The sequence below is a fragment of the Pseudomonas sp. GW456-E7 genome (assembly GCF_059424105.1).
This window is the reverse complement of sequence record NZ_JBWKZB010000003.1, coordinates 1-25,939: the sequence shown is the minus strand read 5'-3', so window position 1 is coordinate 25,939 and position 25,939 is coordinate 1. Positions and strand designations below refer to the sequence as shown.

General features: G+C 59.9%; 24 protein-coding genes, 1 tRNA gene and 1 pseudogene. 13 read left to right on the top strand and 13 right to left on the bottom strand.

The window, feature by feature from the left end:
* The first annotated feature begins 14 nt into the window (after positions 1–14).
* The 11 genes from ybgC (at position 15) to nadA (ending at position 8,392) form a co-directional block, all read left to right on the top strand.
* Complete coding sequence (ybgC, locus tag AC07YV_RS02985; protein ID WP_007990726.1) at positions 15–482, top strand: tol-pal system-associated acyl-CoA thioesterase; 468 nt, start codon at positions 15–17, stop codon at positions 480–482.
* On the top strand, positions 472–1,167 hold the full coding sequence (gene tolQ, locus AC07YV_RS02980; protein ID WP_007977321.1) for a protein TolQ: 696 nt from the start codon (positions 472–474) through the stop codon (positions 1,165–1,167). The genes ybgC and tolQ overlap by 11 nt, the downstream gene beginning before the upstream one ends.
* A gap of 23 nt (positions 1,168–1,190) precedes the next feature.
* A complete protein-coding gene (tolR, locus tag AC07YV_RS02975) occupies positions 1,191–1,643 on the top strand; it encodes a protein TolR (protein ID WP_162130292.1) in 453 nt (150 codons plus the stop codon).
* Positions 1,643–2,722 (top strand): cell envelope integrity protein TolA, encoded by a 1,080-nt coding sequence (tolA, locus tag AC07YV_RS02970; RefSeq protein WP_102698374.1) that lies wholly within the window; start codon positions 1,643–1,645, stop codon positions 2,720–2,722. Before tolR ends, tolA begins: the two co-directional genes overlap by 1 nt.
* Positions 2,723–2,739: 17 nt before the next feature.
* The gene (tolB, locus tag AC07YV_RS02965; RefSeq protein ID WP_256358771.1) at positions 2,740–4,020 is read left to right on the top strand and encodes a Tol-Pal system beta propeller repeat protein TolB; all 1,281 of its coding nucleotides are present in this window, start codon (positions 2,740–2,742) and stop codon (positions 4,018–4,020) included.
* 52 nt (positions 4,021–4,072) lie between these two features.
* Entirely contained in the window at positions 4,073–4,570 is a 498-nt protein-coding gene (gene pal / locus AC07YV_RS02960) for a peptidoglycan-associated lipoprotein Pal (protein ID WP_003178634.1), read from the top strand.
* A 6-nt stretch (positions 4,571–4,576) separates the two neighbouring features.
* Positions 4,577–5,416 carry a tol-pal system protein YbgF gene (gene ybgF, locus AC07YV_RS02955; protein WP_102698372.1) on the top strand — a complete coding sequence of 280 codons (840 nt, stop codon included), beginning with the start codon at positions 4,577–4,579 and terminating at the stop codon, positions 5,414–5,416.
* A 166-nt stretch (positions 5,417–5,582) separates the two neighbouring features.
* The gene (gene queE / locus AC07YV_RS02950; protein WP_102698371.1) at positions 5,583–6,230 is read left to right on the top strand and encodes a 7-carboxy-7-deazaguanine synthase QueE; all 648 of its coding nucleotides are present in this window, start codon (positions 5,583–5,585) and stop codon (positions 6,228–6,230) included.
* Between the two features lies 1 nt (position 6,231).
* Positions 6,232–6,924, top strand: a complete 693-nt coding sequence (gene queC / locus AC07YV_RS02945; protein WP_102698370.1) for a 7-cyano-7-deazaguanine synthase QueC — start codon at positions 6,232–6,234, stop codon at positions 6,922–6,924.
* Between the two features lie 63 nt (positions 6,925–6,987).
* Positions 6,988–7,063 (top strand) — tRNA-Lys (locus AC07YV_RS02940).
* A gap of 270 nt (positions 7,064–7,333) precedes the next feature.
* Entirely contained in the window at positions 7,334–8,392 is a 1,059-nt protein-coding gene (nadA, locus tag AC07YV_RS02935; protein ID WP_007995624.1) for a quinolinate synthase NadA, read from the top strand.
* Positions 8,393–8,489: 97 nt separating this feature from the next.
* On the opposite strand, the gene AC07YV_RS02930 is transcribed toward nadA, so the two are convergent.
* The 13 genes and pseudogenes from AC07YV_RS02930 to arcD (AC07YV_RS02870) all read right to left on the bottom strand — a co-directional run bounded on the left by AC07YV_RS02930 (position 8,490) and on the right by arcD (AC07YV_RS02870) (position 23,114).
* Positions 8,490–8,978: an RDD family protein gene (locus AC07YV_RS02930; RefSeq protein ID WP_102698369.1), complete on the bottom strand. Its 489-nt coding sequence runs from the start codon at positions 8,976–8,978 to the stop codon at positions 8,490–8,492.
* Between the two features lie 95 nt (positions 8,979–9,073).
* A complete protein-coding gene (locus tag AC07YV_RS02925) occupies positions 9,074–9,286 on the bottom strand; it encodes a cold-shock protein (protein WP_007977299.1) in 213 nt (70 codons plus the stop codon).
* A 403-nt stretch (positions 9,287–9,689) separates the two neighbouring features.
* Positions 9,690–10,814, bottom strand: a complete 1,125-nt coding sequence (gcvT, locus tag AC07YV_RS02920; protein ID WP_102698368.1) for a glycine cleavage system aminomethyltransferase GcvT — start codon at positions 10,812–10,814, stop codon at positions 9,690–9,692.
* A 36-nt stretch (positions 10,815–10,850) separates the two neighbouring features.
* Entirely contained in the window at positions 10,851–12,227 is a 1,377-nt protein-coding gene (locus tag AC07YV_RS02915) for an L-serine ammonia-lyase (protein WP_015096592.1), read from the bottom strand.
* A 205-nt stretch (positions 12,228–12,432) separates the two neighbouring features.
* Positions 12,433–15,285 (bottom strand): aminomethyl-transferring glycine dehydrogenase, encoded by a 2,853-nt coding sequence (gene gcvP / locus AC07YV_RS02910; protein ID WP_102698367.1) that lies wholly within the window; start codon positions 15,283–15,285, stop codon positions 12,433–12,435.
* Between the two features lie 11 nt (positions 15,286–15,296).
* Positions 15,297–15,680, bottom strand: coding sequence for a glycine cleavage system protein GcvH (gcvH, locus tag AC07YV_RS02905; RefSeq protein WP_007977291.1), 384 nt, complete (start codon positions 15,678–15,680; stop codon positions 15,297–15,299).
* 431 nt (positions 15,681–16,111) lie between these two features.
* Positions 16,112–17,620, bottom strand: a complete 1,509-nt coding sequence (gene gcsR / locus AC07YV_RS02900) for a transcriptional regulator GcsR (RefSeq protein WP_102698366.1) — start codon at positions 17,618–17,620, stop codon at positions 16,112–16,114.
* A gap of 99 nt (positions 17,621–17,719) precedes the next feature.
* Positions 17,720–17,809: pseudogene (locus AC07YV_RS02895) on the bottom strand (metal ABC transporter ATP-binding protein); the annotation flags it as partial.
* Positions 17,810–17,821: 12 nt separating this feature from the next.
* Positions 17,822–18,184 carry a DUF5064 family protein gene (locus tag AC07YV_RS02890; RefSeq protein WP_102698365.1) on the bottom strand — a complete coding sequence of 121 codons (363 nt, stop codon included), beginning with the start codon at positions 18,182–18,184 and terminating at the stop codon, positions 17,822–17,824.
* A gap of 12 nt (positions 18,185–18,196) precedes the next feature.
* On the bottom strand, positions 18,197–19,126 hold the full coding sequence (gene arcC, locus AC07YV_RS02885; RefSeq protein ID WP_102698364.1) for a carbamate kinase: 930 nt from the start codon (positions 19,124–19,126) through the stop codon (positions 18,197–18,199).
* 191 nt (positions 19,127–19,317) lie between these two features.
* Positions 19,318–20,328 carry an ornithine carbamoyltransferase gene (locus AC07YV_RS02880; protein ID WP_007974406.1) on the bottom strand — a complete coding sequence of 337 codons (1,011 nt, stop codon included), beginning with the start codon at positions 20,326–20,328 and terminating at the stop codon, positions 19,318–19,320.
* Positions 20,329–20,396: 68 nt separating this feature from the next.
* Positions 20,397–21,653: an arginine deiminase gene (gene arcA / locus AC07YV_RS02875; RefSeq protein ID WP_015096588.1), complete on the bottom strand. Its 1,257-nt coding sequence runs from the start codon at positions 21,651–21,653 to the stop codon at positions 20,397–20,399.
* A 33-nt stretch (positions 21,654–21,686) separates the two neighbouring features.
* Entirely contained in the window at positions 21,687–23,114 is a 1,428-nt protein-coding gene (gene arcD, locus AC07YV_RS02870) for an arginine-ornithine antiporter (RefSeq protein WP_102698363.1), read from the bottom strand.
* 443 nt (positions 23,115–23,557) lie between these two features.
* Here arcD (AC07YV_RS02870) and arcD (AC07YV_RS02865) point away from each other — a divergent pair, with 443 nt between their 5' ends.
* Together arcD (AC07YV_RS02865) and AC07YV_RS02860 are read left to right on the top strand one after the other, a co-directional pair.
* Positions 23,558–24,985, top strand: a complete 1,428-nt coding sequence (gene arcD, locus AC07YV_RS02865; protein WP_102698362.1) for an arginine-ornithine antiporter — start codon at positions 23,558–23,560, stop codon at positions 24,983–24,985.
* On the top strand, positions 24,982–25,845 hold the full coding sequence (locus AC07YV_RS02860) for a DNA-3-methyladenine glycosylase family protein (protein ID WP_102698361.1): 864 nt from the start codon (positions 24,982–24,984) through the stop codon (positions 25,843–25,845). The genes arcD (AC07YV_RS02865) and AC07YV_RS02860 overlap by 4 nt, the downstream gene beginning before the upstream one ends.
* Positions 25,846–25,939 lie beyond the last annotated feature (94 nt).

Genomic DNA, 25,939 nt, shown 5'->3' with positions numbered 1-25,939 from the left:
GTAAGCACTAGAGTATGCGCGCGCAAAACGGGCTTGAGCCTTTCGCACATCGGTGTCGCGTTTATTACGAGGACACCGATGCGGGCGGCATCGTGTATTACGTCAATTACCTCAAGTTTATGGAACGGGCTCGAACCGAGCGGCTGCGAGACCTGGGCTTTGCCCAATCGCAACTGGCAGGGGAGGACCTGTTGTTCGTCGTGCATTCCAGCGAAGCGCGCTACCACGCGCCGGCGCGACTGGACGACGAACTGCTGGTAAGCGCTGAAGTAATCGAATTGAACCGTGCCAGCCTGCGCTTCAAGCAGCAGGTCAGGCGGGCAACGGATAATGTGCTGCTCTGCGAAGGGCAGTTTCTGGTGGCCTGTGTGCGCACTGAAAGTTTGAAACCCCGGGCCATTCCCGAAGCTCTACGAGCGGCCTTTGCCGACGTGAGCGGCGCGGGTACACACTCAAAGCAGGAGATAAAGCGTGGAAGCTAACGTCGTCGACCATTCCTCCATGTGGAGCCTGGTCAGCAATGCCAGTATCGTGGTGCAACTGGTAATGCTGACCCTGGTAGCCGCATCGGTGACCTCGTGGATCATGATCTTTCAGCGCAGCAACTTGCTGCGCGCCGGTCGACGTGCCCTGGAGAGCTTTGAAGAGCGCTTCTGGTCGGGTATCGACCTGTCCAAGCTGTACCGTCAAGCCGGCAGCAACCCGGACCCTGATTCGGGTGTCGAGCAAATCTTCCGCGCCGGTTTCAAGGAATTCTCCCGCCTGCGCCAGCAGTCAGGCGTTGACCCGGAAGCGGTCATGGAAGGCGTGGCCCGTGCCATGCGCGTTGCGATTTCCCGCGAGGAAGAAAAGCTCGAGCAGAGCCTGCCCTTCCTCGCCACTGTCGGTTCCGTCAGCCCCTACATCGGTCTGTTCGGTACCGTCTGGGGGATCATGAACTCCTTCCGTGGCCTGGCCACCGCTCAGCAAGCGACCCTGGCCACTGTGGCCCCGGGTATCGCCGAAGCACTGATCGCCACGGCCATCGGTCTGTTCGCGGCCATTCCAGCCGTTATCGCTTACAACCGTTTTGCTGCTCGCAGCGAAACCCTGCTGGGCCGCTACTACACCTTCGCCGACGAGTTCCAGGCGATCCTGCACCGCAAAGTGCACACCAGCGAAGAATAAGCAGGTAATTCCCAATGGCTTTAATCGCTCGAGCTCGCAAAAAGCGCAAGCCGGTCGCCGAGATGAACGTGGTGCCCTACATCGACGTGATGTTGGTGCTGCTGGTCATCTTCATGGTGACCGCGCCGATGCTCAATCAGGGCGTGAAAGTTGATCTGCCCAAGGTTTCCAGCGAAGCCTTGCCGCAGGACAACAACACCCAGGTCCTGACCATTTCCATCAAATCCGACAAGACCTACTACTGGAACCTTGGCAGCGAAGTCGACACGGACAAGCAGCAGGACCGGGCCATGACGTTGCCGCAGATGACTGACGCCGTGACCAAGATCATTCGCGTCGGCAATGAAAACGGCAAGCACACCCAGGTCTTCATTCGCGGCGACAAATCCGTCGATTACGGTTCCGTCATGGGGGCCATGGGCGGGTTGCAGAAAGCCGGGGTCGGTAATGTTGGCTTGATTACCGAGGCGCCCTGATGCAGCAACAGCGAGAGCCGTCCGCCTCGGAAAGCTACTTCTGGCCTAGTGTCTGGGCGATTGGCTTGCACGTGCTGGTGTTCGGCATGTTGTTCGTCAGTTTTGCCTTTACCCCGGAGCTGCCGCCGGCCAAGCCGATTGTCCAGGCGACCTTGTACCAGCTGAAATCGAAAAGTCGGGCGACCACCCAGACCAATCAGAAGATTGCCGGTGAGGCGCAGAAATCTGCTGCACGTCAGACCGAAGTCGAGCAGATGGAGCAGAAAAAGGTCGAGCAGGAAGCGGTGAAGGCTGCGGAACAAAAGAAAGAAGAGGCGGCTCAAAAGGCCGAGGAAGCCAAGAAGGCCGACGAGGCGAAGAAAGCGGACGAGGCGAAAAAGGCTGATGAAGCCAAGAAAGCCGACGACGCGAAGAAAGCCGCGGAAGCCAAGAAGGCAGAAGAGAAACAATTGGCTGATATAGCCAAGAAGAAATCTGAAGAAGAAGCCAAGAAGGCTGCTGAAGAAGAGGCCAAGAAAGCGGCCGCTGAAGAAGCCAAGAAAAAGATCGTCGAAGACGCGAAGAAGAAAGCCGCGGAAGACGCCAAGAAGAAAGCCGAGGCTGAAGAGGCGAAGAAGAAAGTCGCCGAGGAAGCGAAGAAGAAAGCTGCTGCCGATGCTGCGAAGAAGAAATCGCAGGACGCGGCACGTAAATCCGCCGAAGACAAAAAGGCTCAGGCCCTGGCAGATTTGCTTTCCGACACGCCGCAGCGTCAGCAGGCCTTGGCCGATGAGCAGGGCGACGAAGTCGCCGGCAGTTTCGATGACCTGATTCGTGCGCGTGCAGCGGAAGGCTGGGCTCGTCCACCTTCGGCACGCAAAGGCATGACGGTCGTGTTGCAAATCGGCATGTTGCCGGACGGTACGGTGACCTCGGTCAGCGTGTCCAAGTCCAGTGGCGACGGCCCGTTTGACGCCTCGGCTGTTGCAGCAGTGAAGAATATTGGACGTTTGACAGAAATGCAGGGAATGAAGCCGAGTGATTTCGCTCCGTATCGTTCATTCAAGATGACATTCACACCTGAGGATCTAGCCTTGTGAGAAACCTTCTTCGAGGAATGCTGGTCGCTATCTGCTGCTTGGCAGGGATGGCGATGGCAGATGAGAAAAACATTCTGGTTACCAGCGGCAGCGATCGGGCGACCCCGATCGCCGTTGTACCGTTCGGCTTCCAGGGCGGTAGCGTGCTGCCGGACGACATGGCGGAAATCATCGGTAACGACCTGCGCAACTCGGGTTACTACTCGCCGATTCCAAAGCAGAACATGATCAGCCAGCCGAGCCAGGCCGGCGAAATCATCTTCCGTGACTTCAAGGCACTGGGTGCCCAGTACGTCATGGTCGGCAGCATTGTTCCGGCGGGCGGTCGCCTGCAGGTGCAATATGCACTGTTCAACGTAGCCACCGAGCAGCAAGTGCTGACCGGCAGCGTGTCGGGCGGTGTCGATCAGTTGCGCGACATGGCGCACTACATCTCTGACCAGTCGTTCGAAAAACTCACGGGTATCAAGGGTGCCTTCTCGACTCGCCTGCTGTATGTAACGGCCGAGCGTTTCTCCGAGAACAACACTCGCTACACCCTGCAGCGTTCGGACTACGACGGTGCCCGCGCCGTGACCCTGCTGCAATCGCGTGAGCCGATCCTGTCGCCGCGTTTCGCACCGGATGGCAAGCGCATCGCTTATGTCTCCTTCGAGCAGAAGCGTCCGCGTATCTTCATGCAGAACATCGACACCGGTCGCCGTGAGCAGATCACCAACTTCGAAGGCCTGAACGGTGCACCTGCCTGGTCTCCGGATGGCAATCGCCTGGCGTTCGTGCTGTCCAAGGACGGCAACCCGGACATCTATGTGATGAACCTGGGCTCGCGTCAGATCAGCCGTGTCACTAACGGTCCTGGTATCAACACCGAACCGTTCTGGGGCAAGGATGGCTCGACCATCTACTTCACTTCCGACCGTGGCGGCAAACCGCAGATCTACAAGACCAGCGCAGGTGGCGGCGGTGCCGAACGCGTGACTTTCGTCGGTAACTACAACGCCAATCCTAAATTGTCGGCTGATGAAAAGACGCTTGTCATGATTCACCGTCAGGATGGCTTCACCAATTTCAAGGTGGCGGCCCAGGATTTGCAGCGCGGTAGTGTAAAAATCCTCACTGATAGCACTCTGGACGAGTCGCCTACTGTCGCGCCCAACGGCACCATGGTAATCTACGCCACCCGCCAGCAGGGCCGGGGAGTCTTGATGCTCGTGTCCATCAATGGACGCGTAAGGCTCCCGCTTCCTACCGCACAAGGCGAAGTCAGAGAACCTTCCTGGTCCCCTTACCTGAACTGACGCGGCGCTATACGTTTTACTTAACACACTGGGGTTCATTAGGAGTTTCACGATGGAAATGCTGAAGTTTGGTAAATTTGCTGCGCTGGCACTGGCCATGGCTGTAGCTGTAGGTTGCTCGTCCAAAGGCGGCGACAATGCCGGTGAAGGCGCGGTAGATCCAAACGCTGGTTACGGCGCAAACACTGGTGCAGTTGACGGCTCCCTGAGCGAAGAAGCTGCACTGCGCGCTATCACCACTTTCTACTTCGAATACGACAGTTCGGACCTGAAGCCAGAAGCCATGCGCGCTCTGGACGTTCACGCCAAAGACCTGAAAGCAAACGGCGCTCGCGTTGTTCTGGAAGGCAACACCGACGAACGTGGTACTCGTGAGTACAACATGGCACTGGGCGAGCGTCGTGCGAAAGCCGTTCAGCGCTACCTGGTACTGCAAGGTGTTTCCCCAGCTCAGCTGGAACTGGTTTCCTACGGCGAAGAGCGTCCAGTTGCTACCGGCAACGACGAGCAGTCCTGGGCTCAAAACCGTCGCGTCGAACTGCGTAAGTAATTCGTCATGCGAACGTGCCGTCGTGCTGTAACTGTTCTGGCTCTCAGCCTCGCGCCGCTTGCGGCGTGGGCTGCGGTTCCTGTGGTCGATAATGACTCCGGCTATAACAATAGCGGGAGCAGTTATCCGCCTGCAGGTTACGGTACGAACGGCGCCTATGCCGGGGGAGGGGTTTCGACCCCTGTCTCGGCACAGGGCCAGCTGTTCAACCAACTGCAACAAATGCAGGAGCAGATCTCGCGCCAACAGGGTGTGATCGAAGAACTGCAAAATGATGTAGCGCGCATGAAGCAGGAAAACCTGGAGCGATACCAGGATCTTGATCGGCGCATAGGAACCGGCGTTGCACCAGCCGCGACTCCTGAAAATTCTTCCACCGGTGGTGAAACGAACGCCCCCGGTGCAGCCGCAGGTGCAGCAGCTGGCGCAGCCGCCGCTCAAGCACCTGCCGCGGGTAGCGAACCGGCAGATCCGGCGAAGGAAAAGCTCTATTACGATGCTGCCTTCGACCTGATCAAGGCCAAGGATTTCGACAAAGCCAGCCAGGCTTTCGCCGCATTCCTGCGCAAATACCCGAACAGTCAGTACGCGGGCAACGCCCAGTACTGGCTGGGCGAAGTGAACCTGGCCAAAGGCGATCTGCAAGGTGCAGGTCAGGCGTTTGCCAAGGTTTCGCAGCTGTATCCCAAGCACGCCAAGGTGCCTGATTCGCTGTACAAGCTCGCTGATGTAGAGCGCCGTCTCGGTCATACCGACCGGGTCAAGGGCATTCTGCAGCAGGTCGTGTCCCAGTATCCGGGCACTTCCGCTGCTCAGCTGGCACAGCGTGATCTGCAGAAAATGTAAGGCGGCTTGAGCCGTTTCAAAGAAACCCGCGCTTGTCGCGGGTTTTTTCGTTAGAATTCACCCCCTTTTTCTGAAACACGCTTTTTGGGATCTGCGCATTGCCGGGGTCCCTTGAAGTGCCTGACGGAGGCGGACAGCCTGTTTAGCTGTTACGCCCGTGGCGACTATGCAAGACACATTGAGAATCACCGAAGTTTTCTACTCGTTGCAGGGTGAAACTCGGACTGCCGGCCTGCCCACGGTTTTTGTGCGCCTGACCGGTTGCCCGTTGCGTTGCCAATACTGTGACAGCGCCTACGCGTTCACCGGCGGAACCATTCGCACCCTCGACGACATCCTCGAGCAGGTCGCCGGTTTCCGCCCGCGTTATGTTTGTGTCACGGGCGGCGAGCCCCTGGCGCAACCCAACGCCGTTCCCTTGCTCAAGCGCTTGTGCGATGCCGGTTACGAAGTGTCACTGGAAACCAGTGGCTCTATCGATATCTCGCCGGTAGATTCCCGGGTCAGTCGCGTTGTCGACCTGAAAACCCCGGGTTCGAAAGAAGCGCACCGCAATCGCTACGAAAACATCGAGCTGCTCACGCCCAACGATCAGGTGAAGTTTGTCATCTGTTCGCGGGAGGACTATGACTGGTCCGTATCCAAGTTGATCCAGTACGGTCTGGACCAGCGCGCCGGCGAAGTCCTGTTTTCGCCAAGCCACCATGATCTCAACGCCCGGGACCTGGCGGACTGGGTGGTGGCGGACAACCTGCCAGTGCGTTTGCAATTGCAGCTGCATAAATATCTATGGAATGACGAGCCGGGGCGCTGAAATGACTGAACAACTCAACACCGCTGAAAAACGGGCGGTCATCCTGCTGTCCGGTGGCCTGGACTCGGCGACCGTGGTAGCCATGGCGCGCGCTGAAGGCTACAGCTGCTACACCATGAGCTTCGACTACGGTCAGCGCTCTCACGCCGAACTGCACGCCGCCGAGCGCGTGGCGCGGGACCTGGGTGTGGTCGAGCACAAGGTGATCGGCCTGAACCTGAACGGCATGGGCGGTTCGGCGCTGACCGACAGCAGCATCGATATTCCGGAGGAGCTGGGTGAGGGCATTCCTGTCACTTACGTGCCTGCGCGTAACACGGTGTTCCTGTCCCTGGCCCTGGGCTGGGCTGAAGTGCTCGGTGCGCGGGACATCTTCATTGGCGTCAATGCAGTGGATTACTCCGGTTACCCGGACTGCCGCCCCGAGTTCATCGAATCGTTCGAGCGCATGGCCAACCTGGCGACCAAAGCCGGCGTGGAAGGCAATGGCTTCCGCATCCAGGCGCCGCTGCAAAACCTCAGCAAGGCGCAGATCGTCCAGGCGGGCGTGAAGCTTGGCGTGAACTACGGGCTGACCGTTTCCTGCTATCAGGCCGACGATGATGGCCGTGCGTGCGGCAAATGCGACAGCTGCCGACTGCGCGCAGAAGGCTTTGCGGCGGCCGGAATCAGCGATCCAACACCTTATTTTTGATTTTTTTTAAAATAGGTGTTGAATAGTCCTTAAAAATCAGTATTATACGCGCCACCACACAGCGGGTCGTTAGCTCAGTTGGTAGAGCAGTTGGCTTTTAACCAATTGGTCGTAGGTTCGAATCCCACACGACCCACCATTTTTGGCGGTTTAGAAAATCCGGAAGGCCCACGAAAGTGAGGATTTCCGGGTTTTTTTTTGCCCGCGATTAACGTCCGCCTCGCTCCGGGCTGCTGCGCAAGGCGCAGGTCAGAATCATCTTTTGCATCTGTCGGATATTCTGTAGCCTTGCGCAGCTTCAACGCTGTCCGTGCCTGATGAATACTCACTTTCCCGGCGGTACCCTGAAGGGTCCGGAGCCGGGTGTATACTCGACTTTCGCGCGAATGCGCTTGCAGGTCTTGCGAACATGACGCAAATATCCGAACGTCTTCTGGTTCAAGCCCACCTCGACGCCAAACAGCCCAAACCGCTGACCGCCGATGAAGAGGCTTACTACCGTGCCGCCATCGCTGCCGAGCTCAAGGCTCAGGACGCGGTACTGGTGGCCCACTTCTATTGTGACCCTGTCATTCAGGCGTTGGCCGAAGAGACGGGTGGCTGTGTCTCCGACTCGCTGGAGATGGCCCGCTTCGGCAACGCCCATCCGGCCAAGACCGTGGTGGTCGCCGGCGTGAAGTTCATGGGGGAGACTGCCAAGATCCTCAATCCGGAAAAACGCGTGCTGATGCCGACCCTCGAAGCGACCTGTTCGCTCGACCTGGGGTGTCCGGTGGACGAGTTTTCCGCGTTCTGCGATCAACACCCGGAGCGCACGGTCGTGGTGTACGCCAATACTTCCGCTGCGGTAAAAGCCCGCGCGGATTGGGTGGTGACTTCAAGCTGTGCGCTGGAAATCGTCGAAAGCCTGATGGACAACGGCGAGACCATCATCTGGGGCCCGGACAAGCACCTGGGGACCTACATCCAGCGCCAGACCGGTGCCGACATGCTGCTGTGGGACGGTGCCTGCATCGTTCACGAAGAGTTCAAGTCCAAGCAGCTTGAGGACATGAAGGCGCTGTACCCGGATGCGGCGATCCTGGTGCACCCGGAGTCGCCGACTTCGGTGATTGAACTGGCCGACGCCGTGGGCTCCACCAGCCAGTTGATCGCGGCGGCTCAGAGCCTGCCGAACAAGACGCTGATCGTTGCCACCGACCGCGGCATCTTCTACAAGATGCAGCAGCTGTGCCCGGACAAGGTCTTTATCGAAGCCCCAACGGCGGGTAACGGTGCGGCGTGCCGCAGTTGTGCACATTGCCCGTGGATGGCCATGAACACCCTTGAGCGCACGCTCAAGGCGTTGAAAGAAGGCGCGAACGAGATCTTTGTCGATCCGGCGCTGATCCCGCAGGCAATTCGACCGCTCAAGCGCATGCTGGACTTCACCCAGGCGGCGCGGATGAAACTGGCCGGGAACGCTTAAAAGCCAGAAAGCAAAAGATCGCAGCCTTCGGCAGCTCCTACAGGTGTAAACGAAACCCTGTAGGAGCTGCCGAAGGCTGCGATCTTTTTTGTGGGTGTTACTTGGTCTTCTTTGGAATCCGCACCAGTTGCGTGTTGGAATAGATGTCATGCCAGCTGCGTTGCTGTTTGTCGAACAGCGACCAGAAGAACCCAAGGCCAACACACAGCAAGGAAGCGATCGACACCACAAAGCGCAACAGCGCCTGCCACAGGCTGATGGATGAGCCGTCGGCGTTCTGGACGCGAATGCACCAGACCTGCATGCCCAGGGTCTGACCCGACCAGGTCCAGAATTTGGCGAAGAAGCCGAACAGTACGAACAGCAGGACGGTGGAGAGCAGGGGGTCGCCGTCCAGCGCGCCGGCTTCGGTCAGGGTGCGCATCCTTTCTTCGCCGATGATCGCCATCTGGATCATCTTGTAGATGCCGCTGGTGACGATCAGCAGCGCGGTGCACAGCAGGAAATCATAGAACATGGCTGCCAGGCGACGACCCAGGCCAGCGGCAGGAAAGTCGCCCTGGGGAGTAAGCAGGTGTTTCGACATGGCAGGCTCTCGGCGGAAAAAGAAGCCATTTTACGGATTTACGCGCACAAAAAAGCCCCTGATGTCAGCATCAGGGGCTTTTTCGTTACAGAAGATTAGGCTTCTGCTTGTACTTCGTCAGCCTGCATGCCTTTCTGGCCCTGCACGGCGATGAAAGTCACTTTCTGGCCTTCTTTCAGGCTCTTGAAGCCGTTGCCCTGGATGGCGCGGAAATGCACGAACAGATCCGGACCGCTTTCAGGAGTGATAAAACCAAAACCTTTCTCGTCGTTAAACCACTTGACGGTACCGCTCTGACGTTGGGACATTTCTTATTTCCTTTGACGCAAAAAATTAATGACAGTCTCCTTCTCATGAAAGAGTACTGGGGCTGGTTGCAGGAGAGTAAGAAGACGTCGAACGGGATGTAGCTAACTTGTAGGCTACTGCCCAGGTCACGATTCCAAGCGACCCATGCAAACACAGTGAACAAACTCTACGCCAACTACAGGAGAAAAAACAAGCCCTGTGAAGGCCCCGTATTTCCTCAGGTTGATGGCAAAGTCAGTCCACTAGTGGGGCCTTATACGCGAGCGCTGTTCAAATGTTTTCGATCGTTATAAGCAAAGTTCATAATCGAAGCTTAGAGCCAAACAATGCACTATTTTATGGCGGTTGCGTTACACATTAGTGCACAGTTAACGCAACCGCGTTACTTATAGGAACATTCAATCAGCCGCGATAGTAGCGTTGTGGAACAAATGGCATTTTGCTTACAAGCAAAGGTACCTTTTTCCCACGCACAATCGCCCAGACGGGTGTGTCCAGTGCGATATAGGCGCTGTCGACATAACCCATGGCCAGCGGGCCGCCCAGGGTCGGCCCGAAACCGCCGCTGCAGACGCTACCGATGATGTCGCCGGCTTCGTTGACGATCTCCGCACCCTCGCGCACCGGCGTGCGTTCCTGCGGTAACAGGCCGACGCGTTTGCGGCTGACACCTGCCTGTTGCTGGGCGAACACGGTTTCGGCGCCAGGGAAGCCGCCGGCCCGAGCGCCATCGGCGCGACGCGGCTTGGAGATCGCCCACAGCAGGCTCGCTTCGATCGGGCTGGTCTCGGTGTTCATGTCATGCCCGTACAGGCACAGGCCCGCCTCAAGACGCAGGGAGTCGCGGGCGCCGAGGCCGATGGCGGCCACTTCCGGTTCGGCCAGCAGGGCGCGAGCCAGGGCTTCGGCGTTGGCGGCGGGGACGGAAATTTCGAAACCGTCTTCGCCGGTGTAGCCCGAGCGGCTGACAAAACAGTCCACGCCCAGCAGCTTCACGCGGGCGAACTGCATGAAGGTCATCTTCGCAACTTCCGGGGCCAGGCGTGCCAGCACGGTCACTGCAGCCGGGCCTTGCAGAGCAAGCAGGGCACGCTCTTCGAACAGCGGCTCGATCGTGCACTGCTCACCGATGTGCTTGCGCAGGTGGGCCAGGTCCTGATCCTTGCAAGCGGCGTTGACCACCAGGAACAGTTCGTCGTTGCCCAGGTTGGCGACCATCAGGTCATCGAGGATGCCGCCCGTCGCATTGGTGAACATCGCGTAACGCTGCATGCCCACCGGCAGGTCGACGATGTCCACCGGTACCAGGGTTTCCAGGGCCTTGGCGGCATCGGCGCCGGTCAGGCGGATCTGGCCCATGTGCGAGACATCGAACAGCCCGGCCTGGTCGCGGGTGTGCTGGTGTTCTTTCATCACGCCCAGCGGGTATTGCACCGGCATGTCATAGCCGGCGAACGGCACCATGCGCGCGCCGAGTTCGATGTGCAGTGCGTGCAACGGGGTTTTCAACAGTTGTTCGGTGGACATATTCAGCTCCTGAAGAAGGGTGCAGATGAGCGCGCATCAGCACTCGATAATGTTGACCGCCAAACCGCCACGGGCGGTTTCCTTGTATTTGCTTTTCATGTCGGCGCCGGTCTGGCGCATGGTGCGGATGACCTTGTCGAGGGAGACGAAGTGTTGCCCGTCGCCGCGCATGGCCATGCGCACGGCATTGATGGCCTTGACCGAACCCATGGCGTTGCGCTCGATGCAAGGCACCTGCACCAGCCCGCCAATCGGGTCGCAGGTCAGCCCGAGGTTGTGTTCCATGCCGATTTCCGCGGCGTTCTCCACTTGTTGCACGCTGCCACCGAGCACTTCGCACAAGGCGCCGGCGGCCATCGAGCAGGCGACGCCGACTTCACCCTGACAGCCGACTTCGGCGCCGGAAATCGAGGCGTTTTCCTTGTACAGAATGCCGATGGCGGCGGCAGTCAGCAGAAAGCGCACCACCCCGTCGTCATTGGCGCCGGGAATAAACCGCATGTAGTAATGCAGCACCGCCGGAATGATCCCGGCCGCACCGTTGGTGGGGGCCGTGACCACGCGGCCGCCGTTGGCGTTTTCTTCGTTGACGGCCAGGGCGTACAGGTTGACCCAGTCCAGCACTGACAGCGGATCGCGCAAGGAGGATTCAGGGTTGCTGCACAATTGCCGATGCAGTGCTGCCGCCCGGCGTTTGACCTTCAAGCCACCGGGCAGGATGCCTTCATTACGGCAACCGGCGGCGACACAGTCCTGCATGACCTGCCAGATTTTCAGCAGGCCGGCGCGGGTTTCCGCTTCCGGGCGCCAGGCGCTTTCATTCGTCAACATCACCTGGCTGATCGACAGGCCGTATTTGGCGCAATGAGCGAGTAGGTCCTTGGCGCTTTTGAAAGGGAAGGTCAGGGGCGTGGCATCTTCGACGATGCGATCGGCGCCGGCAGCGTCCTCATCGACCACAAAACCGCCGCCGACCGAGTAGTACTCGCGGCTGCGGATCTGCAAACCCGCCGCGTCGAAGGCGCGAAAAATCATGCCGTTGGGGTGATAGGGCAAGGGTTTGCGAATCATCGCCAGGTGTTCTTTCTCGTTGAACGCAATGCTGTGTTCGCCGAGCAGGTTCAAGCGTGCGTTGCTGCGAATCTCTTGCAGGCGCGCAGCGACGGTTTCGGTGTCCACGGTGTCCGGGTGTTCGCCTTCCAGGCCCAGCAGCACAGCCTTGTCACTGCCGTGGCCTTTGCCGGTGGCGCCGAGCGAGCCGTACAGCTCGACCTTGACGCAGGTGGTGGCCGTCAGCAGCCCTTCACGGCGCAGGCCTTCGACGAAACGCACAGCGGCGCGCATCGGGCCGACGGTGTGGGAGCTGGAGGGGCCGATGCCAATCTTGAACAGGTCGAACACGCTTAACGACATGGTGGTTCTCCGGTTTCTTGTTATAGGAATTCACGGAATCGGAAGGTTGGCGCAATTCACTGTGGGAGCGAGCTTGCTCGCGATGACGGTCTGACATTCACCATGGATGTCGACTGAAAGACCGCTATCGCGAGCAAGCTCGCTCCCACAGGGGACTGTGGTGTTTTTGCAAAAGGGGGGCGGGATCAACCGCCCCCTCATTGGTTTAAGCGTAGCTTTCGATCGACGGGCAGGCGCAGACCAGGTTGCGGTCGCCGAACACGTTGTCGACGCGACCGACCGGCGGCCAGTACTTGCCTTCGATCAGCGACGCAACCGGGTAAACCGCTTGCTCGCGGCTGTACGGGTGCGACCACTCGCCCACCAGTTCCTTGGCGGTGTGTGGAGCGTTTTTCAGCGGGTTGTCGTCCTTGTCCAGGGTGCCGTTTTCCACCGCGCGGATTTCTTCGCGGATGCGGATCATGGCGTCGCAGAAGCGGTCCAGTTCTTCCTTGGATTCGCTTTCGGTCGGCTCGATCATCAGCGTGCCGGCTACCGGGAACGACATGGTCGGCGCGTGGAAGCCGAAGTCGATCAGGCGCTTGGCCACGTCATCGACGCTGATGCCGCTGCTGTCTTTCAATGGACGCAGGTCGAGGATGCATTCGTGCGCCACCAGGCCGTTGCTGCCGGTGTACAGCACTGGATAGTGCTCTTCAAGGCGACGGGAGATGTAGTTGGCATTGAGGATCGCCAGCTGCGAAGCACGCTTGAGGCCCGCGCCACCCATCATACGAATGTACATCCAGGTGATCGGCAGAATGCTCGCGCTGCCGAACGGTGCCGCGCAAACGGCGCCTTCCTTGCGCTCCATCTGTGCGTGGCCCGGCAGGAACGGCGCCAGGTGCGATTTCACACCGATCGGGCCGACGCCCGGGCCGCCACCGCCGTGGGGGATGCAGAAGGTCTTGTGCAGGTTCAGGTGCGACACATCGCCACCGAACTTGCCCGGCGCGCAGAGGCCGACCATGGCGTTCATGTTGGCGCCGTCGATGTACACCTGGCCGCCGTTGTCATGAACGATGCCGCAGATTTCGCGGATGCCTTCTTCGAACACGCCGTGGGTCGACGGGTAGGTGATCATCAGCGCGGCGAGGTGCTCGCGGTGCTCGATGGCCTTGGCGCGCAGGTCTTCGATGTCGACGTTGCCACGGGCATCGCACGCGGTCACGACCACACGCATACCGGCCATCTGAGCGGTGGCCGGGTTGGTGCCGTGGGCCGACGACGGGATCAGGCAGATGTCGCGGCGGTCTTCGCCACGGCTCTGGTGGTAGGCGCGGATCGCCAGCAGGCCGGCGTATTCACCCTGGGAACCGGCGTTCGGTTGCAGCGAAACCGAGTCGTAGCCGGTCGCAGCGCACAGCATGGCTTCCAGTTCGTCGGTCAATTGCTGATAACCGGCGCTTTGCTCGGCCGGGGCGAACGGGTGCAGGGCACCGAACTCGGCCCAGGTCACCGGGATCATTTCGCTGGCGGCGTTGAGCTTCATGGTGCACGAACCCAGCGGGATCATGGTGCGGTCCAGCGCCAGGTCCTTGTCCGCCAGTTTGCGCAGGTAACGCATCAGCTCGGTTTCCGAGTGATAGCGGTTGAACACCGGGTGGCTGAGGATTGGCGACTGACGTACCAGCGCGGCCGGGATGGCGCTCTGCACCGAGGCGGCGAGGGCGGCGAAGTCCGGCAGGGCCTTGCCGTCGGACAGCAGGCTCCACAGGATTTCAACGTCGGCCTGAGTGGTGGTTTCGTCCAGGGACAGGCCCAGGCGTTCGCCATCGACCACGCGCAGGTTGATGCGCTGGGCGTGCGCCTTGTCGTGCAGGGCGGCAGTTTGAGCGCCGGTCTTCACGGTCAGGGTGTCGAAGAAGTTCGCTTGCTCGACGTTCAGACCCAATGCGCTCAAGCCTTTGGCCAGGATTGCAGTCAGGTGGTGCACGCGATTGGCGATCTGCGTCAGGCCTTTCGGACCGTGGTACACGGCGTACATGCTGGCGATGTTGGCCAGCAGCACTTGCGCGGTGCAGATGTTCGACGTGGCCTTCTCGCGACGGATGTGTTGTTCGCGGGTCTGCATGGCCAAACGCAGGGCCGGGTTGCCGAAACGGTCTACGGAAACACCGACCAGGCGGCCCGGCATGTCACGCTTGAAGGCATCCTTGGTGGAGAAGTAGGCCGCGTGCGGGCCACCGAAGCCCAGCGGCACGCCGAAGCGTTGTGCGCTGCCGATGGCCACGTCGGCACCGAATTCACCCGGTGCGGTCAGCACGGTCAGAGCCAGCAGGTCGGCCGCCACGGCGACCAGGGCGTTGGCGGCGTGGAAGCGTTCGGTCAGCTCGCGGTAGTCGAACACGTCACCGTTGCTTGCCGGGTATTGCAACAGGGCGCCGAAGAACGGCGTCACGTCGGTCAATTCAAGCTCGTCGCCAACCACCACGTCGATGCCCAGAGGCTCGGCACGGGTGCGCAGGACGTCGAGGGTCTGCGGGTGGCAATGCACGGAGGCGAAGAATTGATGGCTGCCTTTGTTCTTGCTCAGGCGTTTGCAGAAGGTCATGGCTTCGGCAGCGGCGGTGGCTTCGTCGAGCAGCGAGGCGTTGGCGATCGGCAGGCCGGTGAGGTCGCTGATCAGGGTCTGGAAGTTCAGCAGCGCTTCGAGACGGCCCTGGGAGATTTCTGGCTGGTACGGGGTGTAGGCGGTGTACCAGGCCGGGTTTTCCAGCAGGTTGCGCAGGATCGGCGACGGCGTGTGGGTGCCGTAGTAGCCCTGGCCGATGAAGGTCTTGAACAGCTGGTTTTTGCTCGCGATGGACTTGATCAAGGCCAGGGCATCGGCTTCGCTCAAGCCGTCTTCCAGGCCGAGGACGCTGGTGCCCTTGATGCTGTCGGGAATCACGCTGGCGCTCAGGGCTTCCAGGGAGTCGAAACCGAGGCTGTTGAGCATGGCTTGCTCGTCGCCGGCACGCGGGCCGATGTGACGGGCGATGAATTCGTTGGCAGTGGTCAGATTGATCTGGGTCATGTCAGTGCTCCTCAGGCTTCGGCTTGGGCTTTGATCAGGCGGTCGTAGGCGTCCTGGTCCAGCAGTTGGCCGACAGCGGAGGCATCGGCAGGTTTGAAACGGAAGAACCAGCCTTCGCCCAGCGGATCTTCGTTGACCAGTTCAGGGCTGCTGTCCAGCGCCGGGTTCACTTCCAGCACTTCGCCGTCCAATGGCATGTACACGCCGCTGGCAGCCTTTACCGATTCCACGGTGGCGGCTTCGGCGCCTTTGTCGTAGGACTGCAGCTCAGGCAGTTGAACGAAAACCACGTCGCCCAGGGCGTTCTGTGCGAAAGCGGTGATGCCGACCGTGACGCTGCCGTCAGCTTCGGTGCGCAGCCATTCGTGATCTTCAGTAAAACGCAACTCGCTCATGGAAACTCCTAAGGGGCCAGACTCGTCTGGTGGACGCGATTGAATGCTTGGGCGATGCCCTGGTTATGGAGAACTACATAGCAAGAACGCGGCCAACGTTGTTTTTGTTGTTATTGATCAATGATTTAGGCGGTTTTGACAAAGGCTGAAATTCATTCGTTGTAGCGAAATCGATACGGCATATGTCAATGATAAAAGCCGAGGTGGATCAAAGCCTTGCACAGCCGTGATCGGAGAGGGGTGTAGCGATATCGTTCCGCTGTAGCGCTTTCAGTACAGGTGGAGGTCGTTTTTGGCGCGATTTCATGTCGAACACAAAAAACTGTGGGAGCGAGCTTGCTCGCGATGAGGGCGTGTCAGTCGACATTTTTGTTGAATGTGACTCCGCAATCGCGAGCAAGCTCGCTCCCACAGTTGTTCGGTGTCAGGCCTCAGGCCTTGCCTGGAATGCCGTACTTGCGCAACCGATGGGCAATCGCGGTGTGGGAGGTTTGCAGGCGGGTCGCCAGTTGCCGGGTCGAGGGATAGCTGACGTAGAGTTTTTCCAGCAGGGTCTTCTCGAATTCATCCATGGCCTGTTCCAGGCTGTCGACGTCATGGTCGCCCTGGCGGGCCACCGAGGTGCCGGCGATGTCGAGGTCGCCAATGTCCACCAGGCTGCTTTCGCAAATCGCCGCGGCGCGGAAGATCACGTTCTGCAATTGCCGCACGTTGCCCGGCCAGCGGTTGCCCAGCAGCGCCGGGTAAGTGCCTGGTGCCAGGCGACAGATCGGGCGCTGGATCTGCGCACAGGCCTGCTGCATGAAGTAGCGGGCCAGCAGCAGAATGTCCTGGCCGCGCTCGCGCAACGGCGGCACTTCAACATTCAGGACGTTGAGGCGATAGAACAGGTCTTCGCGGAACAGGCCTTCGCTGACCATTTTTTCCAGGTCGCGGTGGGTGGCGCTGAGGATCCGCACGTTGACCTTGACCTCACGGTCACCGCCGACCCGGCGAAAACTGCCGTCGTTGAGGAAACGCAGCAGCTTGGCCTGCAAATACAGCGACATCTCGCCGATTTCATCGAGAAACACCGTGCCCTGGTTGGCCAGCTCCATCAGCCCTGGCTTGCCACCGCGTTGCGCGCCGGTGAAAGCGCCGGGGGCGTAGCCGAACAGTTCACTTTCGGCGAGGTTCTCCGGTAATGCCGCGCAGTTCAACGCCAGAAAGGGTGAACTGTGCCGGGCGCTGATGGCGTGACAGGCACGGGCCACCAGTTCCTTGCCGGTGCCGGTTTCGCCCTGGATCAGCAGCGGTGCATCGAGGGCCGCCACCCGCTGGGCGCGAGCCTTGAGGGTGCGGATCACCGGGGACTCGCCGAGCAGTGCATCGAAACCTTCGGCGTGGTCATGGTGCAGTGCGGACAGGCGTTCGCCGATGCGGTTCGGCTGGTACAGGGTCAGCAGGGCGCCGGCGTCAGTGATCGGTGTGGCGTCGAGCAGGAAGGTCTGGCCATTGACGATGATTTCCCGCAGGGGCAGGCGAAAGCCGTGTTCGAGCAGGGCGTCGAGCAAGGCCGGGTCGGCAAACAGCTCGGCCACACTTTCACCATTCGGTTCGCGGCCGTACAGGGCGATCAACGCCGGGTTGGCCAGCAGCACCTTGCCGTCGCTGTCCAGTGCCAGCACCGGGTCGGTCATGGCGGCCAGCAACGCATCGAGCTGCAAGTGCCGACGCTGGCCGGGCAGGATGTCGACCACCGTCACCGCTTGCACGCCACGCACGCTGAACAGGGCATCGCGCAGTTCCTCAAGGACTTGCGGGCTCAGGGTCGGGGCGTCGATATAAACATTGGGCGGGACCATTTCCACCGCATCCAGGTTCAGATTGCGCCCGCCAAGCAGGGCCAGGACTTCCTGGGTGATACCGACGCGGTCGATGAAGCTGACGTGGATACGCATGGGGCGGTTTCGGGGTCTGCAGTGCGGAGGGTGGCAAGTATGCCTTGGGGCGGGCTAATGGTGAAATCCTGCGCGGACTTCCATAGGGCGATAATCCCTTTGTGGGAGCGGGCTTGCTCGCGAAAGCGGTGTATCAGTTGCCAACGATGGTGTCTGACACTCCGCTTTCGCGAGCAAGCCCGCTCCCACAGGGAATGTGGGCTACTCGAATTTCTCGAGATCTATCGGGTCGCCGGATTTCATATTCAGTTGCGTGCGGATGTCTTCGAACATCAGGTCGTAATGTTCGTGTGACGAACCAATGGCGATTTTTTCTTTGGGAATGCCATATTTCTCGGCGATTTTCGTCACATTGCTGGCGAAGTTGTAGGCTTCCTCCTTGGGCAGGAAGAAGGGCTCCTTCAGGTCCTTGCCCTGAATGCTGCCATGCATGGTGAACTGAATGCCTTTTTCCCCTTTGGGGTTCTTGCTGACTTCATAGTCTAGGTGGATGTTGTAGCTCACATCATCCTTGTTCAGCGCATGGCGCTCGATGTGCAAGTGACCTGGATCAAACGTTGCCATAAACGCCTCTCTCTACAAGTAAGTAATGCCGGCGGTCGCCGTGCTGATGCGCGTGCCGGCCTTGCCCTGGACGATCGCTTCGATGTCCGCGAGCGAGCCAATCACCGCCACTTTTCCAGTATGGCGCGCGAATTCGCAGGCCGCCTGCACCTTCGGTCCCATGGAGCCGGCGGCGAAGCCGAGTTTTTCCATTTCGTCGGGGTGCGCCTGGGCGATGGCTTTCTGCGTGGGTTTGCCAAAGTCGATGAAAGCGGCGTTGACGTCGGTGGCGATCACCAGTAGATCGGCTTCAAGCTGTTCGGCCAGCAGCGCCGAGCACAGATCCTTGTCGATGACCGCTTCGACGCCCTCGAGTTTGCCGGGCGAGGTATACATGGTCGGAATGCCGCCGCCGCCGGCGCAGATCACGATGCTGCTTTTTTCCAGCAGCCATTTGATCGGACGGATTTCGAAGATGCGCTTGGGTTTCGGGCTGGCGACCACGCGACGGTATTTGTCGCCGTCCGGGGCAATGGCCCAGCCTTTTTCGGCGGCGAGCTTCTCCGCCTCGGCCTTGCTGTAGACCGGGCCGATGGGCTTGGTCGGGTTCTTGAAGGCCGGGTCATTGGCATCGACTTCGACCTGGGTCAGCAGGGTCGCGAAGGGCACTTCGAAGTCCAGCAGATTGCCCAGTTCCTGTTCGATGATGTAGCCGATCATGCCTTCGGTCTCGGCACCGAGCACGTCCAGCGGGTAGGGCGAAACCGAGGTGTAGGCCGCTGCCTGCAATGACAGCAGGCCGACCTGGGGGCCATTGCCGTGGGCGATGACCAGTTGGTTGCCGGGATGGATCTTGGCGATCTGTTCGGTGGCGATCCGGATGTTGGCGCGCTGGTTGTCAGCGGTCATCGGTTCGCCGCGGCGGAGCAGGGCATTACCGCCCAGAGCAACGACGATACGCATGGTGTCAGTCCTTCTAAGCAAAGAGGTTGCAAGCAACGCGGTCTATCTGTGGAACCCGGACCAGTGTGGGAGCGGGCTTGCTCGCGAAGACGGTGCATCAGTCAACTTCGATGTCGACTGACACTCCGCTTTCGCGAGCAAGCCCGCTCCCACAGGGGGGCGTGTTCCGTCAGTGGGAGCCGAGTCAGCCGTTAAAGATCAGCCAGCGTCGACACCAGAATCGCCTTGATGGTGTGCATGCGGTTTTCCGCTTGCTCGAAGGCGATGCAGGCCGGCGACTCGAACACGTCATCGGTCACTTCGATGCCGTTGCTCAGGTGTGGGTACTGCTCGGCAATCTGCTTGCCGACCTTGGTATCACAGTTGTGGAACGCCGGCAGGCAGTGCATGAACTTGGTGCGCGGGTTGCCGGTGGCTTTCATCAGTTCGGCGTTGACCTGGTACGGCAGCAGTTGCTGGATGCGTTCGGCCCAGGCTTCAACCGGTTCGCCCATCGATACCCAGACATCGGTGTGGATGAAGTCGACGCCCTTGACCGCCGCTTTCGGGTCTTCGGTGAGGGTGATGCGTGCGCCGCTTTCTTCACCGTACTGTTTGCAGCGGGCGACCAGGTCGTCCGCCGGCCACAGGGCTTTTGGCGCGCAGATGCGCACGTCCATGCCGAGCTTGGCGCCGATCAGCAACAGCGAGTTGCCCATGTTGTTGCGCGCGTCGCCGAGGTAGGCGTAGCTGATTTCGTGGATCGGTTTGTCGGCGTGTTCACGCATGGTCAGCACGTCGGCGATCATTTGTGTCGGGTGATACTCGTCGGTCAGGCCGTTGAACACGGGGACGCCGGCGAACTTGGCCAGCTCCTCGACGATTTCCTGTTTGAAGCCACGGTACTCGATGGCGTCGTACATGCGCCCGAGCACGCGGGCGGTGTCCTTCATGCTTTCCTTGTGACCGATCTGCGAGGAGTTCGGGTCGATGTAGGTGACGTTGGCGCCCTGGTCATAGGCTGCAACTTCGAACGCGCAGCGGGTGCGGGTCGAGGTTTTTTCGAAGATCAGCGCGATGTTGTTGCCCTTGAGATGCTGCTGTTCGGTGCCGGTGTACTTGGCACGCTTAAGGTCGCGGGACAGGTCGAGCAGGTAGCGCAATTCGCGAGGGGTGTGGTGTTCCAGGCTCAGCAGATTGCGGTTATGGATGTTGAACGCCATTTTGGATCTCCTAAGGTGTCGGTTATCCCCTTGGCCCGAACTCGGTAAGTGCGGGCCAAGGTAATAGGTTAGTAGTCGATCGGATCGCGGATGATCGGGCAGGTCATGCAATGGCCGCCGCCCCGTCCCCGGCCGAGTTCGCCGGCGCTGATGGTGATGACCTCCACCCCGGCCTTGCGCAGCAGGGTATTGGTGTAGGTATTGCGGTCGTAGCCGATGACCACGCCCGGCTCCACGGCCACCACGTTGTTACCGTCGTCCCATTGCTCGCGTTCGGCGGCGAAGCTGTTGCCGCCGGTTTCCACCACGCGCAACGCTTTGAGGTTGAGGGCCTGGGCCACGGTGTCGAGGAAGTTGGTTTCTTCGCGTCGGATGTCGATGCCGCCGGCCTTGCTTTCATCGGGACGCAGGGTGAAGGCGACAATCTGGTTCACCACTTCCGGGAAAATGGTGACGAGGTCGCGATCGCAGAAGCTGAACACGGTGTCCAGGTGCATCGCCGCGCGGGATTTCGGCAGGCCGGCGACAATCACTTTCTCGACGGCCTTGTTCTTGAACAGGTTCACCGCCAGTTGGGCAATGGCCTGGCGCGAGGAGCGTTCGCCCATGCCGATCAACACCACGCCGTTACCGATCGGCATCACATCACCGCCCTCAAGGGTGGCGTTGCCGTGGTCCTTGTCCGGGTCGCCGTACCAGATCTGGAAGTCGGCGTTGGTGAACTCGGGGTGGAATTTGTAGATGGCGGTGGTCAGCAGGGTCTCCTGGCGGCGCGCCGGCCAGTACATCGGGTTGAGGGTGACGCCACCATAGATCCAGCAGGTGGTATCGCGGGTGAACTGGGTGTTGGGCAGCGGCGGCAGGATGAAGCTGGAGTGGCCGAGGAAGTCGCGGAACATCTCGATGGCCTTGCCGCCGAAACTGGTGGGCAAGTCGTCGCCCGATACGCCGCCGATCAGGAACTCGGCGATGTGACGTGGCTCCAGGCTGCGCAGCCACGACGCGGTTTCGTTGATCAGGCCCAGGCCCACCGAGTTGGCGGTGATCTTGCGTTCCAGAATCCAGTCCAGGGCTTCGGGAATGGCGACGATGTCGGTCAGCAGGTTGTGCATTTCCAGCACATCGACGTTACGTTCGCGCATCTTGGTGACGAAGTCGAAGTGGTCGCGCTTGGCCTGGGCCACCCACAGCACATCATCGAACAGCAGTTCATCGCAGTTGTTCGGGGTCAGCCGCTGATGGGCAAGTCCAGGGGAGCAAACCATGACTTTGCGCAGTTTGCCGGCTTCGGAATGGACGCCGTACTTAACTTTTTCCGTGGTCATTACAGTGATCCTCCAGATGACAAAACAAGTGCATTACAGGGTCAGGAAGCCGTCGTAGAGACCGTAGGCCGCCACCACGGCGCCGACGACCACCGCAGCGAAAATCAGCTTCTCGACGTTGGTGAAAACCGGTTTGTTGATTTCCAGCTTGGCCTTGGCGAACAGGATCACGCCGGGGGCGTAGAGCAGGGCGGACAGCAACAGGTATTTGATGCCGCCGGCGTAGAGCAGCCAGACCGCATAGACCAGGGCCACGGCGCCGATGATGAGATCTTTCTGCCGACCGCCTGATGCGCCCTCGTAGGTTTCGCCCCGCACGGCCAGCAGCAAGGCATAGGCCGCCGACCACAGGTACGGCACCAGGATCATCGAGGTGGCGAGGTAGATCAGCGACAGGTAGGTACTGGCCGAGAACAAGGTGATGATCAGGAAGATCTGCACCATGGCGTTGGTCAGCCACAGGGCATTGACCGGTACATGGTTGGCGTTTTCCTTGCGCAGGAACGCTGGCATGGTGTGGTCCTTGGCAGCGGCGAACATGATCTCCGCACACAGCAGCACCCACGACAGCAAAGCCCCCAACAGCGAGATGATCAGGCCGACGCTGATCAGCACTGCACCCCAGTGGCCGACCACATGCTCCAGCACCGCCGCCATCGACGGGTTCTGCAATTTGGCCAGTTCCGGCTGGGTCATGATCCCCAGCGACAGCACGTTCACCAGCACCAGGAACAGCAGCACGGTGACAAAGCCGATCACGGTGGCTTTACCCACGTCGCTGCGTTTTTCCGCCCGGGCCGAAAAGATGCTCGCGCCTTCGATGCCGATGAACACCCACACGGTGACCAGCATCATCTTGCGCACCTGATCCATCACGCTGCCCAGGTCCGGGTTCTTGAGGCCCCAGATGTCAGCGGTGAAGATGTCCAGTTTGAAGGCGAACAACGCGATCAACATGAACAGCACCAGCGGCACGATCTTGGCGACGGTGGTCACCAGGTTGATGAACGCCGCTTCCTTGATGCCTCGCAGTACGAGGAAATGCACGGCCCAGAGCAGCACCGAGGCACCGATCACGGCGGCAGGGGTATTCCCCTCCCCGAATATCGGAAAGAAGTAGCCGAGTGTGCTGAACAACAGGACGAAGTAACCGACGTTGCCCAGCCAGGCACTGATCCAGTACCCCCAGGCGGACGAGAAGCCCATGTAGTCGCCGAAACCGGCCTTGGCGTAGGCGTAGACCCCGCCGTCCAGGTCGGGTTTGCGATTGGCCAGGGTCTGGAACACGAATGCCAGGGTGAGCATGCCGACGGCGGTGATTGCCCAACCGATCAGAATGGCACCGACATCGGCACTGGCGGCCATGTTTTGCGGCAAGGAAAAGATCCCGCCACCAATCATCGAACCGACGACTAATGCAACCAGTGCGCCGAGTTTGAGTTTTCCGGGAGCTTCAGACATTGCATGACTCCAATGCAGGAGAAGAGAGGCAACAGACTAATTCCGTTGGCTATCCAATCAGCTGACTTGGATCACTAAATGAAAGCGTTCCCAGTTTCGTGGCGGAGTGCTATCACTTGCAAGGCGGCTGCTTGTAATGCTTGATCTAGAGCCTTTCTGTGAATAATTTCAGTACTTTTGTACTTTGTTTCGAATTATGACGCTAGTTGGTTTTTCAGAATTCGCCAATCTTCCTCACGGGTTTTTTGTACGAAATGGATGTATTGGAAAAACGTATACAACTAATGATTATATCGGCGCCTCTAATAGCCGTTTTGTGCAAGTAAAAAGACATAGGTTGGCGTTATCCAATAAACGTTATTACGCTTCAACAGTTTAGTTGACGCCCGATATGTGACGATCTCGCGGCAGTTGTCGCCCCCCGAAAAAATGGAGATGCAACGATGTCGCAATCACCGAGCAAGCTTCGCCTGAGCGCATTGATCGCCCTGGTGGTGGGTTCGATGATCGGTGGCGGGATCTTTTCCCTGCCGCAAAACATGGCCGCCAGGGCCGATGCCGGGGCGATCCTGATCGGTTGGGCGATCACCGCCGTTGGCATGCTGACCCTGGCGTTCGTGTTCCAGACCCTGGCCAATCGCAAGCCGGAGCTGGAGTCCGGGGTGTATGCCTATGCCAAGGCCGGGTTCGGCGACTACATGGGCTTCTCGTCCGCCTGGGGGTACTGGATCAGCGCCTGGCTGGGCAACGTCGGCTATTTCGTACTGCTGTTCAGCACCCTGGGTTATTTCGTTCCGGTCTTTGGCGAAGGCAACACGCCAATCGCCATCGCCTGCGCTTCGGTGCTGCTCTGGACCGTGCATTTTGTGGTGATGCGCGGGATCAAGGAGGCGGCGTTCATCAACCAGGTGACCACCGTGGCCAAGATCGTGCCGTTGATCATGTTCATCGTGATCGCCGCCGTGGCGTTCAAGGCGGACATCTTTACCCTCGATATCTGGGGGCGTAACAACCCGGAATTCGGCAGTGTGATGAATCAGGTTCGGCACATGATGCTGGTCACCGTGTTCGTGTTCATCGGGATCGAGGGGGCCAGTGTCTATTCGGCCCGGGCGGAGAAACGTTCCGACGTGGGCCGGGCGACGGTGATCGGGTTCATTGGGGTATTGGCACTGTTGGTGCTGGTGAACGTGTTGTCGCTGGGGATCATGACCCAGCCGGAACTGGCGAAACTGCAGAACCCCTCGTTGGCGGCGGTGCTTGAGCATATCGTCGGCCACTGGGGGGCAGTGCTGATCAGCGTCGGCCTGGCGATCTCGCTGTTGGGGGCGTTGCTGTCCTGGGCGCTGCTGTGCGCCGAAATCCTGTTCGCCACGGCGAAAGACAAGACCATGCCGGCATTCCTGACCAGGGAAAACGCCAACCGTGTGCCGGTCAATGCAATGTGGCTGACCAACTCGATGATCCAGCTGTTCCTGCTGATCACGTTGTTTTCCGCCGGCACCTACACCAGTCTGATTTACCTGGCGTCATCGATGATTCTGGTGCCGTACCTGTGGTCGGCGGCCTATGCGGTGTTGTTGTGCGTGCGCGGGGAAACCTACCAGCAGGCAAGCGCCGAGCGGAGCAAGGATTTGCTGGTTGGCGTCATCGCCTTGAGTTACGCGGTGTGGTTGCTGTACGCCGGCGGCTTGAAGTATTTGCTGCTGTCGGCGTTGTTGTATGCGCCGGGTGTGATCCTGTTTGCCAAGGCCCGCCATGAACAGGGCATGCCATTGTTCACGACGCTCGAGAAAGGCATCTTCACCGCGGTCATCAGCGGCGCCGGTCTGGCGGCTTATGGGCTGTATAGCGGGTTGCTGAGTCTGTGAAGCTGTTGCTGGCGTATCAGCCACCCTATGACTGGCCGGCGATGCTGGGATTTTTGTCGGCACGGGCGATTGCGGGACTTGAAACTGTGGCCGACGGCGTCTACTCGCGCAGCATCGATCTGAAGGGGATGCACGGCAGCTTTTCTATCCGGCCTGCCACGTCTGACGCCCTTGAGCTGACGCTGGATTTTCCCGACCCGAGCGCCGTGCCCGACATCGTCGCAAGCGTGCGACGGATGTTCGATCTTGATGCCGATCTCGCCACCATCCATCGGCATTTAGCGGGTGATCCGCTGATGGCCCGGTTGATTGCCGAGCGTCCCGGGCTGCGTGTGCCGGGGGCGTGGGACGGGCTGGAACTGGCGATCCGCGCGGTGCTGGGGCAGCAGATTACGGTGGTCGCGGCGATTCGCCTCGCGGGGAAACTGGTGGCGCAATATGGCGTGCCACTGGGTAAGCCGTTAGCGGGTTTGAGTCATGTGTTCCCCACGGCGCAGGTGTTGGCGCAGGCCGATCTGGCTGCGTTGGGCATGCCGAAAAGCCGGGGGCGGACCTTGTCGGGTGTGGCTCAGGCATGGCTCGATGACCCGCGATTGTTCGAGCCCGGCCGGGAGGCGGGCGTAGCGCGGTTGCTGGCGTTGCACGGGATTGGTGACTGGACGGCGCAATACATTGCGTTGCGCCAGTTGCGGGAGATGGATGGATTTCCCAATGGCGATGTAGGGCTGGTCAATGCGTTGGTGGCGCTGGAGGGTGGGCCGGTGACGGCGAAGCAGCTGTTGGCGCGGGCTGAAGGGTGGCGGCCTTATCGAGGGTATGCGGCGCAGGTGCTGTGGACTTCATTGAGTCGGGTGGATTGAGTTGATCCGGAATTTGTATCGATAGTCTTGACGCCTTCGCGAGCAAGCCCGCTCCCACATTTGATCGCGGTCACCTGTGGGAGCGGGCTTGCTC

Bases quoted from the DNA above. Each gene is read 5' to 3' on its own strand.
- queE (WP_102698371.1), top strand. From the start codon at position 5,583: ATGCAAGACACATTGAGAATCACCGAAGTTTTCTACTCGTTGCAGGGT.
- arcC (WP_102698364.1), bottom strand. From the start codon at position 19,126: ATGCGTATCGTCGTTGCTCTGGGCGGTAATGCCCTGCTCCGCCGCGGC.
- tolB (WP_256358771.1), top strand. From the start codon at position 2,740: ATGCTGGTCGCTATCTGCTGCTTGGCAGGGATGGCGATGGCAGATGAG.
- queC (WP_102698370.1), top strand. From the start codon at position 6,232: ATGACTGAACAACTCAACACCGCTGAAAAACGGGCGGTCATCCTGCTG.
- gcvT (WP_102698368.1), bottom strand. From the start codon at position 10,814: ATGTCCACCGAACAACTGTTGAAAACCCCGTTGCACGCACTGCACATC.
- ybgC (WP_007990726.1), top strand. From the start codon at position 15: ATGCGCGCGCAAAACGGGCTTGAGCCTTTCGCACATCGGTGTCGCGTT.
- gcvH (WP_007977291.1), bottom strand. From the start codon at position 15,680: ATGAGCGAGTTGCGTTTTACTGAAGATCACGAATGGCTGCGCACCGAA.
- nadA (WP_007995624.1), top strand. From the start codon at position 7,334: ATGACGCAAATATCCGAACGTCTTCTGGTTCAAGCCCACCTCGACGCC.
- pal (WP_003178634.1), top strand. From the start codon at position 4,073: ATGGAAATGCTGAAGTTTGGTAAATTTGCTGCGCTGGCACTGGCCATG.
- AC07YV_RS02925 (WP_007977299.1), bottom strand. From the start codon at position 9,286: ATGTCCCAACGTCAGAGCGGTACCGTCAAGTGGTTTAACGACGAGAAA.
- arcD (WP_102698362.1), top strand. From the start codon at position 23,558: ATGTCGCAATCACCGAGCAAGCTTCGCCTGAGCGCATTGATCGCCCTG.
- tolA (WP_102698374.1), top strand. From the start codon at position 1,643: ATGCAGCAACAGCGAGAGCCGTCCGCCTCGGAAAGCTACTTCTGGCCT.
- arcA (WP_015096588.1), bottom strand. From the start codon at position 21,653: ATGACCACGGAAAAAGTTAAGTACGGCGTCCATTCCGAAGCCGGCAAA.
- gcvP (WP_102698367.1), bottom strand. From the start codon at position 15,285: ATGACCCAGATCAATCTGACCACTGCCAACGAATTCATCGCCCGTCAC.
- ybgF (WP_102698372.1), top strand. From the start codon at position 4,577: ATGCGAACGTGCCGTCGTGCTGTAACTGTTCTGGCTCTCAGCCTCGCG.
- gcsR (WP_102698366.1), bottom strand. From the start codon at position 17,620: ATGCGTATCCACGTCAGCTTCATCGACCGCGTCGGTATCACCCAGGAA.
- AC07YV_RS02915 (WP_015096592.1), bottom strand. From the start codon at position 12,227: ATGTCGTTAAGCGTGTTCGACCTGTTCAAGATTGGCATCGGCCCCTCC.
- arcD (WP_102698363.1), bottom strand. From the start codon at position 23,114: ATGTCTGAAGCTCCCGGAAAACTCAAACTCGGCGCACTGGTTGCATTA.
- AC07YV_RS02890 (WP_102698365.1), bottom strand. From the start codon at position 18,184: ATGGCAACGTTTGATCCAGGTCACTTGCACATCGAGCGCCATGCGCTG.
- AC07YV_RS02880 (WP_007974406.1), bottom strand. From the start codon at position 20,328: ATGGCGTTCAACATCCATAACCGCAATCTGCTGAGCCTGGAACACCAC.
- AC07YV_RS02930 (WP_102698369.1), bottom strand. From the start codon at position 8,978: ATGTCGAAACACCTGCTTACTCCCCAGGGCGACTTTCCTGCCGCTGGC.